Here is a 13,941-nt window from a genome sequence, read left to right as displayed (position 1 = left end):
CTCTCTAGGCCTTGTGCTCGCCTTGACCGTGACCTATCCCGCCACCATTGTCCCTCGCAATGGTTCGTGGGGGGCCGGCCAAAGGAGACGAAGGTTTTGGACGCAGCGACAGCGACCCTCCCCCGGAAGTCGGGCTCGGTGGATCGTCTCGTGCGCCTCGCCGAGGCCGACATGAAGGGCGTCAACGCCCTGATCACCGATCGCATGCAGAGCGACGTGCCGATCATCCCGGCCCTGGCCGAGCACCTGATCGCCGCCGGCGGCAAGCGCCTGCGCCCGCTGCTGACCGTGGCCGCCGCCCGTTTGGCCGGCTCGGACAATGACCACTGCCTGAAGCTGGCTTCGGCCGTCGAGTTCATCCACACCGCCACCCTGCTGCACGACGACGTGGTCGACGGCAGCCAGCTGCGTCGTGGCAAGGTTGCGGCGCACCTGATCTGGGGCGCGGCCCAAAGCGTGCTGGTCGGCGACTTCCTGTTCGCCCGCGCCTTCGAGCTGATGGTCGAGACCAACTCGATGAAGGCGCTGGAGATCCTGGCCCGGGCCAGCCGCGTCATCGCCGAGGGCGAGGTGCTGCAGCTGATGCGCAGCCACGACCTCAACCTGTCGCAGGCCGTCTATCTGGAAATCATTCAGGCCAAGACCGCCGAGCTGTTCGCCGCGGCCTCGGAGGCCGGCGCGGTCTCGGCCGGCGTCGACGCCGACAAGACCGAAGCGCTCAAGGCCTATGGCCTGAACCTGGGCCTCGCGTTCCAGCTGGCCGACGACGCCCTCGACTACGGCGGCGCGACCGAGACCCTGGGCAAGAACGCCGGCGACGACTTCCGCGAAGGCAAGGCCACCCTGCCGCTGCTGCTGGCCATCGCCCGCTCGGGCCCGCGCGAGGCCGAGTTCTGGGAGCGCGCCATCGGTCGCCGCGAGCAGACCGAAGCCGACTTCCGTCGCGCCCGCGAGCTGATCATCGGCACCGGCGCCCTGGACGCCACCCTGGACCTGGCCGCCGACTATGCCGACAAGGCCAAGGCGGCGCTGGCGGTGTTCCTGGCCAACGACTGGCGCGAAGCTCTGGAAGATCTGGCCGACTTCGCCGTGAGCCGCAGGGCTTAAGGATGTTCAAGCGGAAGTCTTCTTTCGGTGGACTTCCCCCCGCCAAGCCGGGCGAGCCCCTGCCGCGGCTGCAGACCATCATCGCCACCTCGCCCGAGAACCCCAGCGGCGATCCGAACATCCGCCCGCACGAGGCCGGTGAAGCCGCCGGCAAGGTGATCGGCGGCGGTGTCGGCGTGCTGGTCGGCGGGCTACTGGTCATTCTAATGCTGGGCCCGATCCTGTGGGCGCCGCTGTGGGCGGGCCTGCGGGCCGCACGCTTCGTGCCGGGACCCTGGTGGACGTGGCTGGTCGGCCTTCTCGCCGGCGGCGGCGCGGCCTTCGTCCAGACTGTCCTGCTGGTCCAGCGCAGCCCGATCCTGCGCTATCCGGTCGTGGCCCTGTTCGCCCTGATCTGGGTCGGCGGCCTGTGGCTGGAGTTCACCTCGCCGCGTCATGACTGGATCACCACGGCCCCGGCGCTGCACATGCCCGGTCCCTGGTCCTGGACGCTGATCGGCCTGGGCACGGTGATCTATGCCGGGATCTATCTCCTGGCCCTGGCGCCCGTCGGCAAGAGCCGCTGGGCCAAGCGCTGGCAACTGATCAAGTGAAGCCTTCCCGATCCGAGTATCGGCTCGGACAAGAAGGCTGACTAAGAGGGTGGCCGTGAATTCGGTGTAATGCCCTTCACACTGGGGCAGGGCGGGGCCACGTCTAGGTCCTGACTTTAGGGGCAAGACATGATCCGCTTTATTCTGAACGTTCTGTGGTTCCTCTTCGGCGGCCTGCTCACGGGCCTCGGCTGGCTGCTGGCTGGTGTGATCCTGGCCATCACCATCGTGGGCCTGCCCTATGCGGGCGCGGCGTTCCGCATCGCGGGCTTTGCCTTCTGGCCGTTCGGCAAGGAGATCGTCCACCGCGAGGAGGGCCTGGCCAGCGGTCCGCTGGGCCTGGTGCTCAACGTTATCTGGTTCGTCCTGGCCGGCTGGTGGCTGGCCATCGGCCACATCATGGTCGCCGTCGCCGAGGCCGTGACCATCATCGGCATCCCGTTCGCCATCAAGGACCTGCAACTGGCCTACATCGCCCTGGCCCCGATCGGTCGCGACGTGCGGCGGGTCGACTAGAACCCGGTGGACAGCCGGTCGAGCGCGCGGCGGATGCGTCTTCGTGCTCGGCCAGACTGCCTCAGCCTGAGCCAGCAGTTCCGGATGGGCCATTGTTCTCATGGGAGTATGAAGGAAATCAACTTATAGGAGTGTGCGTCGATTTACCTCAACCCGAATCGTGCGCCGAAAGGCCAGTCGATCACCCCCGCCGCCCATAGCGGAGCCCAGATGAACAGCGGCTGCAGGATCAGCAGGCGCGGGCCGTGGTACCACCACGAACTGGGCAGGGGTGGTACAGAGACGCCGCTGAAGGCGTGCCAGATGTTCGCGGGCCAGACGCACACGGCGTAGAGCGCCAGCATGATGCCGGCCAATCGCCGGGCACTCGGCACGAGCAGCCCGATCGCCCCGGCGATCTCGCAGAGCCCGGTGAAGATCACTACCTCGCGCGGGAACGGCACGCCCGGCGGCATGATCGCCAGGAAGCCGTGCGGCGCGACGACGTGCACCACGCCGAACGGTACGTAGATCACGGCGAGCAGCAGGCGGACGAGGCTACGGGCGTTGGGCATGCCATGGGAACGCGCCAGACGGCTTCACGATAGGGCCACGCCCAGCCATTCCAGCCCGCCGGGCAGATCGAAGTCGGCATAGTCGACTTGCAGCACGCGCCGCCGCCTCGGCGGATCGGCGCGGTCGGAGGCGTGCAGGATGGGCGTGGCATAGGCCCAGACATCGCCGGTGTCGGCCAGGCAGATACGCTGCTCCAGCGCCTCGGCCTCTCGAGTGGCGGCTTCGGCGGAAACGCGGCCCAGGCGGTGTGAGCCTAACGCCACGCGCAGAGGTGCGTTGTTGGCGTCGACGGGGTCGAGGTGGACGCGGACGGTCAGCATCCGCTCCAACACCGCGAACGGCGGCGCGACATGCAGGACGCCGTCCTTGGTCGACCAGGGGCCGAATCCCTCGATCTCGTGACGTTCGCGGACGGGGATCACGCGATCCTGGTGCCAGGCGACGATCCAGTTGGCCTCCGGCGTCTTGTCGAACATCACCGCGCGCACGGGGCGGGCGGTGTCCGAGGTCAAGCGTGCGGCGAGGGCGCCGACCGGACCGGCGGGCGAAAGGACGTCCGCCAACGCCTCGTCGCCCCGCAGCCGAACGCCAGGACGGGCGCCGACGGTTTCGTCCGCGAGCAGGCGGAGGGCTTCGATCTGGGCTTTCGAGAGCAGAGCCGGCACGAGGACCGCGCCGTCGCGGTCCAGCGTCTCGCGCACGGTCAAGCCTTCCGGAGCGCGTGGGTCCACGGACCCGACGTATCCGGGACGAACCCCTGCGCCTCCCAGAACGGCCCTGCAGCCTCCGAGGCCTGCGCATTGGCCGTCAGCAGCCCCACGCTGTCGAAGCCCTCGTGGACCAGCGCTGAAGCAAGGGCGGTGGCCACGCCTCGGCGGCGCATCGTCGGGCGGATGTAGAAGCGGCGCAGGCGGCGCGCGGGCTCGGAAGCAGCGGGTTCGACGCTGAGCGCGCCGATCCCCGCCAGTTGTCCGACCAGGTACGCGGCGAGGATCGCCTCGCCGTCGTCCTGGAAGCGTGCGCCAGTCGCCCAGCCCTCAGCCAGCAGGGCCATGTTGCGCACGCCTTCGCCGGAGGCCTCGGCGAGCAAGTCGTCGAAGCCGTCCGGCAGTTCGTCGAACAGACGAACCAGTTGGAGCATCAGCCCGGCGAGACCATCTTTTCCGGGCGGACGTACTGGTCGAACTCTTCGTTCGACAGGTAGCCGCCGCCGACGGCTTCTTCGCGCAGGGTGGTGCCGTTCTTGTGGGCCGTCTTGGCGATCTTGGCGCAGATGTCGTAGCCGAGGCGGCCGTTCAGGGCCGTGACCAGCATCAGGCTATTTTCGACGCCCTTGCGGATGTTGTCGATCCGCGGCTCGATGCCGACCACGCAGTTGTCGGTGAAGCTGATCGCCGCGTCGGCCAGCAGGCGAACCGACTGCAGGAAGTTGTAGGCCATCACCGGGTTGAAGACGTTCAGCTCGAAGTGACCTTGGCTGCCGGCGAAGGTCAGGGCGGCGTGGTTGCCGAACACCTGCACGCAGACCTGGGTGAGGGCCTCGCACTGGGTCGGGTTGACCTTGCCCGGCATGATCGACGAGCCCGGCTCGTTTTCCGGCAGTGACAGTTCGCCCAGACCCGCGCGCGGACCAGAGCCCAGGAAGCGGATGTCGTTGGCGATCTTGAACAGGCTGGCGGCGACCGTGTTGATGGCGCCGTGGCTGAAGACCATGGCGTCGTGGGCGGCCAGGGCCTCGAACTTGTTCGGGGCGGTGGTGAAGTCCAGGCCGGTGATCGCGGCGATGGCCTCGGCCACGCCCTCGGCAAAGCCGATCGGAGCGTTCAGGCCGGTGCCGACGGCGGTGCCGCCCTGGGCCAGCTGCATCAGCTTGGGCAGGGTGCTCTCGATACGCTCGATGCCGTTGGCGACCTGCTGGGTGTAGCCGCCGAACTCCTGGCCCAAGGTCAGGGGCGTGGCGTCCTGGGTGTGGGTGCGGCCGATCTTGATGATGTCGGCCCAGGCCGCCGTCTTGGCTTCGAGCGCGGCGTGCAGGTGCTTCAGGGCCGGCAGCAGGTCGTGGACGATCTGTTCGGCGCAGGCCACGTGCATGGCCGTCGGATAGGTGTCGTTCGACGACTGGCTCATATTGACGTGGTCGTTGGGGTGGACAGGCTTCTTGGTGCCCATCTCGCCGCCCAGGATCTCGATCGCGCGGTTCGAGATCACCTCGTTGGCGTTCATGTTCGACTGGGTGCCCGAGCCGGTCTGCCAGACGACCAGCGGGAAGTGGTCGTTCAGCTTGCCGTCGATGACTTCGTTGGCGGCCTGGACGATGGCGTCCTTCAGGCCCGCGTCCAGCTTGCCCAGCTTGAAGTTGGTCTCGGCGGCGGCGCGCTTGACGATGCCCAGGGCGCGGACGACCGGCAAGGGCTGCTTCTCCCAGCCGATCTTGAAGTTGCCCAGGCTGCGCTGAGCTTGCGCGCCCCAGTAGCGGTCGGCGGCGACTTCGATCGGGCCAAAGGTGTCGGTCTCGATGCGCGTGGCGGTCATGCGGAGATCTCCGGAAAAACGGTCGAGCGCGGTCTAGACCTTGAGGGCGCGAAGGGCAATGTTCGCAAGCGCGAAGGAGACCCCGGATGAACGCCCCAGTGAGCGCGTATGTCGCGCTGCCGCGCTCGATCAACACCGGCAAGCGCAAGGTGCTGAAAGAGGATCTCCTCGGGATCGCCCAAGACACGGGCTTCGCGACCGCCAAGACCTATCTGGCCAGCGGCAACCTGTTGCTGTGGGGCGAGCACAAGGGCGGCGAGGCGCTGGAGGCCGAACTGGAAGACGCGCTCGAGAAGCGCATGGGCCTGCACACCGACTTCATGGTCCGCTCGCCGGCGCAACTGCGGGCGCTGGTCGACGGCAACCCGTTTAAGGCCGAGGCGCTGGATCATCCCAGCCACGTCATCGTCAACTTCCTGAAGGTCCCGCTGCCGGACGGCGACGAAGAGATCCTGCGGGCGGCCAACACCGGGCCCGAGCGGTTCGTGGTGGGGCCACGCGAGCTCTATCTGGATTTTCCCATCAGCATGGCCGACTCGCTGTTGGATCGGGACTGGAAGAAGACCAAGCGCAATCCGGTCGGCACCACGCGCAACTGGAACACGGTGCTCAAGCTGACCGAGATGCTGGAAGCCTGAGAGCCTAGTCGGGGAGGACGGATGTCGAGTTCATCGAGCCAGCGCATGGTCGCGCTGGACCTGCTGCGTGGCCTGGCGGTCGCCGGCATGATCCTGGTGGTCAGCCCCGGTTCGTGGGAGATGACCTACGCCCCGCTGAAGCACGCCGACTGGCATGGCTGGACGCCGGGAGACCTGGTGTTCCCGACCTTCCTCTACTGCGTGGGTATGGCCATCGGCCTGATGGTCCCGCGCCTGACGCCGGCCGATCGAGCGGGCGGGGCGCTGTGGCTGAAGGTCGCCCGGCGCACGGGGCTGCTGATCCTGCTGGGCCTGGTGCTGAACGCCTTGCCGACCTTCGACCTGGCCAACCTGCGCATCCCCGGCATCCTGCAGCGGATCGCGCTGTGCTACGCCCTGGCGACGGCGATCTGCGTGTTCGCCGCCGGGCGCGGTGAGGGCGGGCGGCTGAGGTTCAACCTGGCGGCAGCGGCGGTTGCGGCCGTGGGGCTGCTGGCGCTGTACTGGGCGCTGATCGCCTTCGTGCCGGTTCCGGGCTTTGGCGCGGGACGCCTGGATTCCAACGGCTCGCTGCCGGCCTATATCGATCGCGTGGTGTTCACGATCCCGCACCTGTGGCGTTGGGGCGTGACCGAGGGCGTCGGCGTCACCTACGACCCGGAGGGCCTGCTCTCGACCCTGCCGGCCACGGTCAATGTGCTGATCGGCGCGATCGTGGCGAACCTGGCGGCGCGGGGCGAGCGCAAGCTGATGTGGGTGCTGGCCCTGGGCTTCTTCCTGATCGCCGCCGGCCTCTTCCTGGATCACGCCATCCCGATCAACAAGCGCATCTGGACGCCCAGCTTCGCGCTGCTGAGCAGCGGCGTCTCGACCGTGGCCTTCGTCGGCCTGGACATGCTGGCGCGATCGCCGCGCGGGCCGCGCCTGGGCTATCTGCTGGTCGTGCTGGGCGGCAACGCCATCCTGGCCTTCATCCTCTCGCAGTTGTTCGGCGTGTTCGGCGGCATGGACATCATGCCTGGCGTGGACCCGTCGCCGCAGGGCTATGTCTACGCCCTGGTGATGAAGGTCATCGCCGACCCTTATCTGGCTTCCCTTGCCTGCGCGGTTCTGGTTCTTGGCCTGATCACCGCGATCCTGATCCCCCTGCACAAGCGCGGGATCCACTTGAGGCTCTGAAAGCTTGCTCGAAGACGACTGGACTCACCATGGCAAGGTCCGCGCCCGCGAGGTCGGGGGCGAGCTGACCATCGTGGTCGACGGCCTGACCACCCAGGGCAAGTACTACAAGCCGCTGATCTACGAGTTCTTCCGCAAGTCGTGGCGAGGCTCGCGCCCGGCCTGGGGCGAGTTCAATGTCGAGATCGGCATGGAATATGTCGGCGAGCCGCCCTGGATGGACCTGGACAACCTGGCCAAGGCCCTGCTGGACGCCATCAAGGGCTATGCCTTCCACGACGACGCCCAGGTCGCCCGGCTGCTGGTCGAGCGACGGCCGGGCGATCGCGAGCGGATCGTCATCCAGGTGCGCAAGCTGAACTCAAACCTTATGCGGCGCACGCTCGAAGAGTGAGGCGGCCACGGCCACATAGGTCACCGCCAGGAAGGCGCCGTAGCGGCCGATGCTGACCGGGTCGCTGGTCGGCATGACCTCGGCATAACGCGCGATGACCAGGGCGCCGGCCACCAGGCCGGGCGTCGAGAACAGCAGCATCGGGAACAGCCGGCGGCGGCGCGGCGTGTGCGTCAGCCGCGCCACCGCCTGGAAGGCGAACGTGACCGTTGCAGCGGCCGCGAACGCGTTGATCGCGTAAAACCAGAAGGCGCTCTCCAGGAGGCCCCCTCCGAAAGCAGCGTAAAACAGGGTGGCCGCCGACCAGGCCGCCAGTCCCGTTCCCCCAAACGCCAAACCGTCCAGTTTTGACACGTCGCGTCTCCCTCGCTCGTCTCCCAGAACGAAGTTCTGCAAGGCGGGCGCCGGGAGACGACCTTACGAGTGGATCGTGACGGGACGCTGGGTCTTAGCGGCCCCAGGGCACCAGATAGCCCCAAGCGCCCAGCAGCACGCCCAGGAACACGAAGAGCAGGGCGCTGAAGGTGAAGGCCACCTTGCGACCGCTGCTCCAGCTGTCGACCCGGCGGCCACCGCGCCAGACCATCGGCAGGACGCCCAGCGTGAGAATGCTGAGCACTGCGGCGACCAGGGCGCAGGCCGAACCGCTCATCAGCCAGCCCGAGGGCCAGCCGAAGAAGACGTTGGTCTGGTCGGCGGCCTTGGCCGAGAACACGCCCATGCAGCCGGCCGAGATCAGCCACAGCACCGCCTGCATGGTCTGCATCTGGCTGGCGCGGGCCTGGACCGGGGTCTGGCGCGCCTCGCGGCGGTTGCGGAACATCACGCCCAGGATGGTGGCGGCGCTGGCCAGGCCGGCGATCACCGCGGTCCAGGCCAGCAGGCCGGCCGAGCGGAAGAAGCCGACCCGCTCATAGGTCGACCAGCCGCGCGCGGCGTAGAAGCGCGAAGGCTTGTCGCCATTGGTGTCGAAGACCAGGGTCAGGGCGCTGTCGACGGCCTTGAACACGCCGGGGCGCTCGGTGCCGTTGAACAGGGTGCTGACGCCGCCGTCCATGATCGCCAGGCGGCCGTCGGCCGTGGCGCGCACGCTGGCGCGGCCGATGATGCGGTTGGTGAAGCCCTCCAGCCCGCCATAGGCGCGGCGGGTGGTCAGGTAGTCGCCCTCATAGGCGCGGGCCTGGTCGTAGCTCAGGGCGCTGGCCGGCGGCACGGCCGGAGCGGGGGCGTAGAAGTGCTCGATGATGGTCCCGGGCAGGCTGGCGGGCAGGTTGGCGCCGCTGTCGGTATTGACCGAGACGAAGATGCCCAGGCCCAGGTCGGGCACGATCACCAGGTTCGAGTGGAAATACAGGGTCGCGCCGCCGTGGCCGTAGCCGCGGCGATTACCCGGCAGCGACATGTCCTGGAAGCCGGCGTTCCAGCCGGCAGCTTCCGGCGCGGGGCGGTACATCGGCGTGCGGAAGGCCAGGGCTGTCTTGGGCGAGAACACCGTCTTGCCGTCGATCGTGCCGCCGTTCAGCAGCAGGGTCATGTAGCGCGCCATGTCGCCGGCCGTGCTGGAGGCCGAGACGGCGGGAGCGACCTGGCCCATGAACTCGCGCGGCTGGGTCTTCCAACCCATCGGCGTCCACGAGAAGCCGTCCGACAGCTCGGCGGCCAGGGCCTCGTTCATCGGCGCGGGCAGGCGGTCGTTCCACGGGCGGGCCTCGCGGAAGGTCGTGTGGTTCATGCCGGCGGGCAGGATGATCTCTTCGCTGACCAGTTGCTCGAACGGCTTGCCGGTGACGTTGACCAGGGCGGCGCCGGCCAGGGCCGCGCCGTAGTTGGAATAGCTGGGCAGCAGGCCCGGCTCGCGCACCCGGCGCGGACGCTCCTGGCGCAGATAGTCGTTCAGCGGCCGCACGCGATTGGGATCACGCTCGAACAGCTGGCCCAGCGAGCGATCCTCGAAGCCCGCCGTGTGGGTCATCAGGTCCTTGAGGCGCACCGGCGTCTTCTTGCCCTGGTCCTTCACCTGCAGCGGCTGGGGCAGGTAGACATTGACCGGGCCGTCCAGGCGCATGCGGCCGGCCTCGATCTCGTTCATCAGGGCGATCCAGGTGAACGTCTTGGAGATCGAGGCGACGCGGAACAGGGTCTTGTCCGGATCGACCGGCCGGCGCTGGCCCAGATTGGCGAAGCCGTAGCCCTTCTTCAGCACCACCTGGCCGTTCTGGACCACCGAGATGGTCGCGCCGGCGATGTGGTCGCGGCTCATCGAGCGGCGGACGATGCCGTCGACAAAGGCTTCCAGCTCCGGGCCGGGCAGGGGGGCGGCGGCCGAAGGAACCGGCGGCGGAACTGCGGCGGGCGCTGCCGGCGCGACGACGGCGGCCGGGACCGGGCGGGCAGGCGTCGCGGCGGCGGGACGCGGGCGCACGCGGCGCGGACGCAGGCTGGCATACGGACGCGGCGCGGCATTCAGGATGGGTTCGGACGGGGCGGCGGCCGGCGGCGAAGCGTCCTGCGCCAGCGCCTCCGATCCGACCAGGGCGCAAAGGGCGATGAAGGCCGCCAGGAAGGCGGCCGCGGGCGAAACGCGCGACGTCAACGATGTCCCCTAGGTAGAGCGGAAAAGTCCGTGAAGCGGAAAACTTCCAAGGGTTTGTGTAACGTGCTGGCCGCCAGGGTCAAACCCGATCACCGGTCACGGCGACTTCGTTTTGCTCCGGTTGAACGCGTAGAGCGGCAGCATCGGGCGCAGGGCGGCCCCGATCCAGACCTGCGGTTCGGAGGCGGGCTCGGCGCCGGTCTCCTTCTCGCGGCGCGCCACGCAGGCCTGCACGCCAGCGCCCAGGGCCGCGAAGTCCTTGGCCTGCGGGGCTACGGAGAGGAAGCAGTCGTCGAAATAGGGATACTTGTCGTCCTCGCCGCAGCCGAACGAGGCGCGGTCGGGGCGGGCGGCGGTCAGGATCAGGCGGTCGCTCTTCTGCAGCGGCGGGATGAAGACGCCCGAAAAACAGGCGGAGATCACGACCACGCTGGGGCGTGCGGGGCAAGCGTCGTCCAGCATTGCGGCCAGCAGATGCGGGCGCAGCAGCTGTTCGCCGAGAATCGCTCCCTCCGGACTGCCGTGGGTGCTGATGTAGAACAGGCACCCGGCCTTGGCGGTCTCGGCCTTCACGCGCAGCGCGTCGTAGATGGTCCGGGCGTCCGACTGGGCCGGCGAGTCGGCGGGATAACGCTTGGGGCGCACCGAGAACTGCTGGACGGCGTCCTTGTCGAAGCCCAGCTCGACCAGGGCCTTGGCGACGTCGCGGCGCGCGTTGTCGAAGGCCTCGGTGGGACCGCCGGAATGGGCGTGGAAATCGCCGGCCACCACCACGGCCGTCCAGTTCGCGAACGGGCCCGCCGCGCGCGCAGGCTCCAGCGGGGCGAAGAGCAGAGCCAGAAGTCCGATGACCGCCGCCGCTCCCCGCATGAGCCCGCCCCCTACTTCTTCTTGAAGTTGGCGAAGGGTGTCGGGATCGCCGTGCCCGTCGACTTGGCCAGCAGGCGGCCCTCAGCGTCGTAGAGCTCGCCCTCCATGAAGCAGACCGTGCGGCCCCACTTCACCACGCGGCCGACGCCGCGTAGGGACCCGGGCATGGCCGGGCGCAGGAAGCTGGTCTTCATCTCAAGTGTGGGCACCACGTGGGTCATGCCCGAGGTGATCATGCCGGCGACCGACATGCTCTCGTCCAGCATGGCGCAGACGAAACCGCCCTGGATCTGCCCCATCGGGTTGCAGAGCAGTTCAGCGCGCGCCGTGAAACCGACCTCGACCTCGCGGTCGGCCTGGCGCACGGCCAGCAGTTCGAAGCCCAGGGTCTGGGATCCGGTCGGCTGGCTCTTGGATGCGCGGAAGCGCGCGAGGATCGCCTCGTCCGTCAGGATCTGCGGAGCGTCCGAGGCGACGTCGCTCATTTCTTGCGGAACTGGTCCAGGGAGACGATCTTGGGGCCCTCTTCGCCGGTGGGGGCGGGAGCCTTGTCCTCGGCTTCCGGTTCCGGCTCGGGCTCGTCCTCGATGACCTCGGGGGCGGTGAACTGCAGCGCGAACTGCACCGACGGGTCATAGAAGCGCGTCAGGGCCGCGTAGGGCACCGACAGGCGCTTGGGCTGGCCGCCGAACTTCAGCGTGACCGAGAAGAAGGTCTCGCCGGGGGCCAGGTCCCAGTACTGATGCTGCAGGACGATGGTCATCTCGTCCGGGTACTTGCCCAGCAGGTCCTGCGGACCCGAGACGCCGGCCGCCTTGGTCTTGAAGGTGATGTACAGGTGGTGCGGCTCGGGCAGGCCACCGGGGGCGGCCGCCTTCTTCAGGGCCGCCTTGACCACGCCGCGCAGGGCGTCCTGGGCCATGGCCTCGTACTGCATGAGGTCTTCGGGCGGTTGGGTCTGGGACATGCGCGGAGTCGATACTTCGAACTGAAAACGAAGCCGGGAACGTAGCGCGTCGGAAGCTTCGCGCAAAGCGGGTGGCTGCCGATTCCGGAGGTCCGCAAACGATGTCGTTCACAGCGATGTGAGGAAAGTGGAGGGATTCTGTTGGCAGGCTCCCTCCGGGCCCCGCCTAGGGATCTGAACCCCTAGGACTTAAGAGGCGAATTCACCTGCACCGCATTACGCGGCGACGGCGAACTCTTCAGCGAAGTTATCGTTCGCATTTAGAAAAATGACCCGGAACGGTGGATCAAGCCGAGAGAAAGCATACACCTTTACACGTCTGTCGATGCTGATCGGCCCCATGCAGTCCCATGATAACTTGGGAGAGATTGGTGGAGCCGCCGGGAATCGCACCCGGGTCCAGTCCGCTTATTACGTGCGCGTTTATCCCCATAGTCCGACCGAGGTCGGACAATTCCAATATAGGGGGTTCGTCCAGCCAATGGAAGGGCGAGGCTCAGGCTGTCCCCAGGCTTAGACGGCCGTCCACCAGCGTGCCACTGATGACCGCGCCGCGATCCTCGAACAATTTCAGCCTCTCGCCGACCAGGACATAGACCCCGGTGAACACGTCGGCGAAGTCGTCGCGGGTCTCGATGAAGCGGCCGTCGGCGCGCAGTTCGAGGCTGATGTGGCCGTCGGGCGAGGTCCAGACGCCGGCGACCGGGATGTGGGGAACGATGGCGGACATCATCATGGGGCGATGCTCCAGGCGGTAGTGGCGGGTGCGGGCGTAAGGTTAGGGAGCGCGGCGGTGGCGGCCGTCAGCGCGGCCGTCCCGCCCAGCAGGGCGGCGACGAACCAGCGCGGAGCCGTCACGCCGCGTCGGGGCGTGTAGCGTCTCATCGCGGAGCTCTGATTTTGGGGTTGGCCGCGTTGGGGTGCGGAACGAGGCCAATATGCAGCACGGGTCCGTCCAGTCGGTAGACCGATGCTCCGGCATGCTTGCACGAAAATCCAGAACCGAACGCCGTCGCATGACGGAGGATCGTGCAAGGCCTATAAATAGCCTCGCTGCGAAAAGGGAAATTGCATGAGCACGCGCGAGGCGCTGGCCGCCCTGATTGAACGATTCACGCCGGACGAGGGGCCGCTCGACACCTGCTGCCCCAGGGTCAATCTCTACCGGCTGCACGCGCCCAGCGAGCCGTCGCACGCCCTGCACGACCCGTCCTTCTGCGTGCTGGCCCAGGGCCGCAAGCGGGTGCTGGTCGGCGAGACGGTGCACGAATACGACGAGCGCAACTTCTTCCTGTCGTCGATCGACGTGCCGGTGACGGGCCAGGTGGTCGAGGCCTCGCCCGAGCAGCCTTATCTCAGCTTCCGCATCGTGCTGGACGCCAATCTGATCAGCGAGATGATCATGGAGTGCGGCCTGGCCGCGCGCCTGGACGCCGCCGCGCCGCTGGTCGGCGGCATGTCGGCCGGGGCGATGACGCCGCAGTTGTTCGACGCCGCCTGCCGGATGGTCAGCCTGATGGACGCACCCGAGGACGCCCCGGTCATGGCTCCGCTGATCGAGCGCGAGATCCTCTATCGCCTGCTGACCGGCCCGCAGGGCCCGCGCCTGGCCCAGATCGCCCGCCGCGACGGTCGCCTGCGCCAGGTCAACCGCGCCATCGGCTGGATCAAGCGCCACTTCGACCAGCCGTTCAGCATCGACGCCGTGGCCGAGGAGGCCCGCATGAGCGCCTCGGCCCTGCACCAGCACTTCAAGGCCGTGACCTCGCTGTCGCCGCTGCAGTACCAGAAGCAGATCCGTCTGCAGGAAGCCCGCCGGCTGATCCTGGTCCAGCGCCTGGACGCGGCCACCGCCGGCCACACGGTCGGCTACGACAGCCCCTCGCAGTTCAGCCGGGAGTACGCCCGCCTGTTCGGAGCCCCGCCGCTGCGGGACGTGGCGCGGCTGCGTGAGCAGCCCGAGCAGATGGCGGGCGCCTGAGGTCGGTAGAGATATT

18 protein-coding genes and 1 other RNA gene are annotated in these 13,941 nt (G+C 68.1%); 7 read left to right on the top strand and 12 right to left on the bottom strand.

The genetic code is table 11. The features are described from left to right. Positions 1-96: 96 nt before the first annotated feature. From AC1RR5_RS18750 to AC1RR5_RS18740, 3 genes are all read left to right on the top strand, one after another. A complete protein-coding gene (locus tag AC1RR5_RS18750) occupies positions 97-1,107 on the top strand; it encodes a polyprenyl synthetase family protein (protein WP_492923813.1) in 1,011 nt (336 codons plus the stop codon). A gap of 2 nt (positions 1,108-1,109) precedes the next feature. Next, complete coding sequence (locus AC1RR5_RS18745; protein WP_492923811.1) at positions 1,110-1,700, top strand: hypothetical protein; 591 nt, start codon at positions 1,110-1,112, stop codon at positions 1,698-1,700. Between the two features lie 129 nt (positions 1,701-1,829). Further along, positions 1,830-2,216 (top strand): YccF domain-containing protein, encoded by a 387-nt coding sequence (locus AC1RR5_RS18740; RefSeq protein ID WP_492923809.1) that lies wholly within the window; start codon positions 1,830-1,832, stop codon positions 2,214-2,216. 143 nt (positions 2,217-2,359) lie between these two features. On the opposite strand, the gene AC1RR5_RS18735 is transcribed toward AC1RR5_RS18740, so the two are convergent. From AC1RR5_RS18735 to fumC, 4 genes are read right to left on the bottom strand one after another with little or no spacing between them, the layout of a single operon-like run. After that, positions 2,360-2,770, bottom strand: a complete 411-nt coding sequence (locus AC1RR5_RS18735) for a DoxX family protein (protein WP_492923807.1) — start codon at positions 2,768-2,770, stop codon at positions 2,360-2,362. Between the two features lie 24 nt (positions 2,771-2,794). Further along, a complete protein-coding gene (locus AC1RR5_RS18730) occupies positions 2,795-3,472 on the bottom strand; it encodes a phytanoyl-CoA dioxygenase family protein (protein ID WP_492923805.1) in 678 nt (225 codons plus the stop codon). Between the two features lie 2 nt (positions 3,473-3,474). Continuing rightward, entirely contained in the window at positions 3,475-3,912 is a 438-nt protein-coding gene (locus tag AC1RR5_RS18725) for a GNAT family N-acetyltransferase (RefSeq protein ID WP_492923803.1), read from the bottom strand. After that, the gene (gene fumC, locus AC1RR5_RS18720; protein WP_492923801.1) at positions 3,912-5,303 is read right to left on the bottom strand and encodes a class II fumarate hydratase; all 1,392 of its coding nucleotides are present in this window, start codon (positions 5,301-5,303) and stop codon (positions 3,912-3,914) included. The genes AC1RR5_RS18725 and fumC overlap by 1 nt, the downstream gene beginning before the upstream one ends. A gap of 86 nt (positions 5,304-5,389) precedes the next feature. Here fumC and AC1RR5_RS18715 point away from each other — a divergent pair, with 86 nt between their 5' ends. The 3 genes from AC1RR5_RS18715 to AC1RR5_RS18705 are packed head-to-tail and all read left to right on the top strand — an operon-like array spanning position 5,390 to position 7,514. Beyond that, entirely contained in the window at positions 5,390-5,941 is a 552-nt protein-coding gene (locus tag AC1RR5_RS18715; RefSeq protein ID WP_492923799.1) for a DUF1697 domain-containing protein, read from the top strand. A 21-nt stretch (positions 5,942-5,962) separates the two neighbouring features. After that, complete coding sequence (locus tag AC1RR5_RS18710; RefSeq protein WP_492923797.1) at positions 5,963-7,120, top strand: acyltransferase family protein; 1,158 nt, start codon at positions 5,963-5,965, stop codon at positions 7,118-7,120. 4 nt (positions 7,121-7,124) lie between these two features. Further along, a complete protein-coding gene (locus tag AC1RR5_RS18705) occupies positions 7,125-7,514 on the top strand; it encodes a RusA family crossover junction endodeoxyribonuclease (RefSeq protein WP_492923795.1) in 390 nt (129 codons plus the stop codon). On the opposite strand, the gene AC1RR5_RS18700 is transcribed toward AC1RR5_RS18705, so the two are convergent. From AC1RR5_RS18700 to AC1RR5_RS18665, 8 genes are all read right to left on the bottom strand, one after another. Beyond that, a complete protein-coding gene (locus tag AC1RR5_RS18700) occupies positions 7,482-7,868 on the bottom strand; it encodes a hypothetical protein (protein WP_492923793.1) in 387 nt (128 codons plus the stop codon). The two genes, AC1RR5_RS18705 and AC1RR5_RS18700, sit on opposite strands and share 33 nt — an antisense overlap. Positions 7,869-7,962: 94 nt before the next feature. Further along, positions 7,963-10,107 (bottom strand): serine hydrolase domain-containing protein, encoded by a 2,145-nt coding sequence (locus AC1RR5_RS18695; protein WP_492923791.1) that lies wholly within the window; start codon positions 10,105-10,107, stop codon positions 7,963-7,965. 96 nt (positions 10,108-10,203) lie between these two features. Then, positions 10,204-10,977 carry a C13 family peptidase gene (locus AC1RR5_RS18690; RefSeq protein ID WP_492923789.1) on the bottom strand — a complete coding sequence of 258 codons (774 nt, stop codon included), beginning with the start codon at positions 10,975-10,977 and terminating at the stop codon, positions 10,204-10,206. A gap of 11 nt (positions 10,978-10,988) precedes the next feature. Next, positions 10,989-11,462 (bottom strand): PaaI family thioesterase, encoded by a 474-nt coding sequence (locus AC1RR5_RS18685; RefSeq protein ID WP_492923787.1) that lies wholly within the window; start codon positions 11,460-11,462, stop codon positions 10,989-10,991. Beyond that, the gene (locus tag AC1RR5_RS18680; protein WP_492923785.1) at positions 11,459-11,944 is read right to left on the bottom strand and encodes an SspB family protein; all 486 of its coding nucleotides are present in this window, start codon (positions 11,942-11,944) and stop codon (positions 11,459-11,461) included. The genes AC1RR5_RS18685 and AC1RR5_RS18680 overlap by 4 nt, the downstream gene beginning before the upstream one ends. A gap of 126 nt (positions 11,945-12,070) precedes the next feature. Beyond that, positions 12,071-12,435: a transfer-messenger RNA gene (gene ssrA / locus AC1RR5_RS18675) on the bottom strand. 5 nt (positions 12,436-12,440) lie between these two features. Continuing rightward, on the bottom strand, positions 12,441-12,680 hold the full coding sequence (locus AC1RR5_RS18670) for an Atu4866 domain-containing protein (protein ID WP_454715021.1): 240 nt from the start codon (positions 12,678-12,680) through the stop codon (positions 12,441-12,443). Then, the gene (locus AC1RR5_RS18665) at positions 12,677-12,829 is read right to left on the bottom strand and encodes a hypothetical protein (RefSeq protein ID WP_492923783.1); all 153 of its coding nucleotides are present in this window, start codon (positions 12,827-12,829) and stop codon (positions 12,677-12,679) included. The genes AC1RR5_RS18670 and AC1RR5_RS18665 overlap by 4 nt, the downstream gene beginning before the upstream one ends. Positions 12,830-13,016: 187 nt before the next feature. On the opposite strand from AC1RR5_RS18665, the gene AC1RR5_RS18660 reads away from it, so the two are divergent. Beyond that, the gene (locus tag AC1RR5_RS18660; RefSeq protein ID WP_492923781.1) at positions 13,017-13,925 is read left to right on the top strand and encodes an AraC family transcriptional regulator; all 909 of its coding nucleotides are present in this window, start codon (positions 13,017-13,019) and stop codon (positions 13,923-13,925) included. Positions 13,926-13,941: the final 16 nt, after the last annotated feature.

The sequence above is a fragment of the Caulobacter sp. GW821-FHT11E11 genome, from assembly GCF_058808315.1.
The sequence above is the reverse complement of the archived record's forward strand: the minus strand, read 5'-3'. Positions and strand labels throughout refer to the sequence as shown.

Bases quoted from the DNA above. Each gene is read 5' to 3' on its own strand.
- AC1RR5_RS18745 (WP_492923811.1), top strand. From the start codon at position 1,110: ATGTTCAAGCGGAAGTCTTCTTTCGGTGGACTTCCCCCCGCCAAGCCG.
- AC1RR5_RS18725 (WP_492923803.1), bottom strand. From the start codon at position 3,912: ATGCTCCAACTGGTTCGTCTGTTCGACGAACTGCCGGACGGCTTCGAC.
- AC1RR5_RS18665 (WP_492923783.1), bottom strand. From the start codon at position 12,829: ATGAGACGCTACACGCCCCGACGCGGCGTGACGGCTCCGCGCTGGTTC.
- AC1RR5_RS18690 (WP_492923789.1), bottom strand. From the start codon at position 10,977: ATGCGGGGAGCGGCGGCGGTCATCGGACTTCTGGCTCTGCTCTTCGCC.
- AC1RR5_RS18735 (WP_492923807.1), bottom strand. From the start codon at position 2,770: ATGCCCAACGCCCGTAGCCTCGTCCGCCTGCTGCTCGCCGTGATCTAC.
- AC1RR5_RS18740 (WP_492923809.1), top strand. From the start codon at position 1,830: ATGATCCGCTTTATTCTGAACGTTCTGTGGTTCCTCTTCGGCGGCCTG.
- AC1RR5_RS18685 (WP_492923787.1), bottom strand. From the start codon at position 11,462: ATGAGCGACGTCGCCTCGGACGCTCCGCAGATCCTGACGGACGAGGCG.
- AC1RR5_RS18680 (WP_492923785.1), bottom strand. From the start codon at position 11,944: ATGTCCCAGACCCAACCGCCCGAAGACCTCATGCAGTACGAGGCCATG.
- AC1RR5_RS18710 (WP_492923797.1), top strand. From the start codon at position 5,963: ATGTCGAGTTCATCGAGCCAGCGCATGGTCGCGCTGGACCTGCTGCGT.
- AC1RR5_RS18715 (WP_492923799.1), top strand. From the start codon at position 5,390: ATGAACGCCCCAGTGAGCGCGTATGTCGCGCTGCCGCGCTCGATCAAC.
- AC1RR5_RS18660 (WP_492923781.1), top strand. From the start codon at position 13,017: ATGAGCACGCGCGAGGCGCTGGCCGCCCTGATTGAACGATTCACGCCG.
- fumC (WP_492923801.1), bottom strand. From the start codon at position 5,303: ATGACCGCCACGCGCATCGAGACCGACACCTTTGGCCCGATCGAAGTC.
- AC1RR5_RS18670 (WP_454715021.1), bottom strand. From the start codon at position 12,680: ATGATGATGTCCGCCATCGTTCCCCACATCCCGGTCGCCGGCGTCTGG.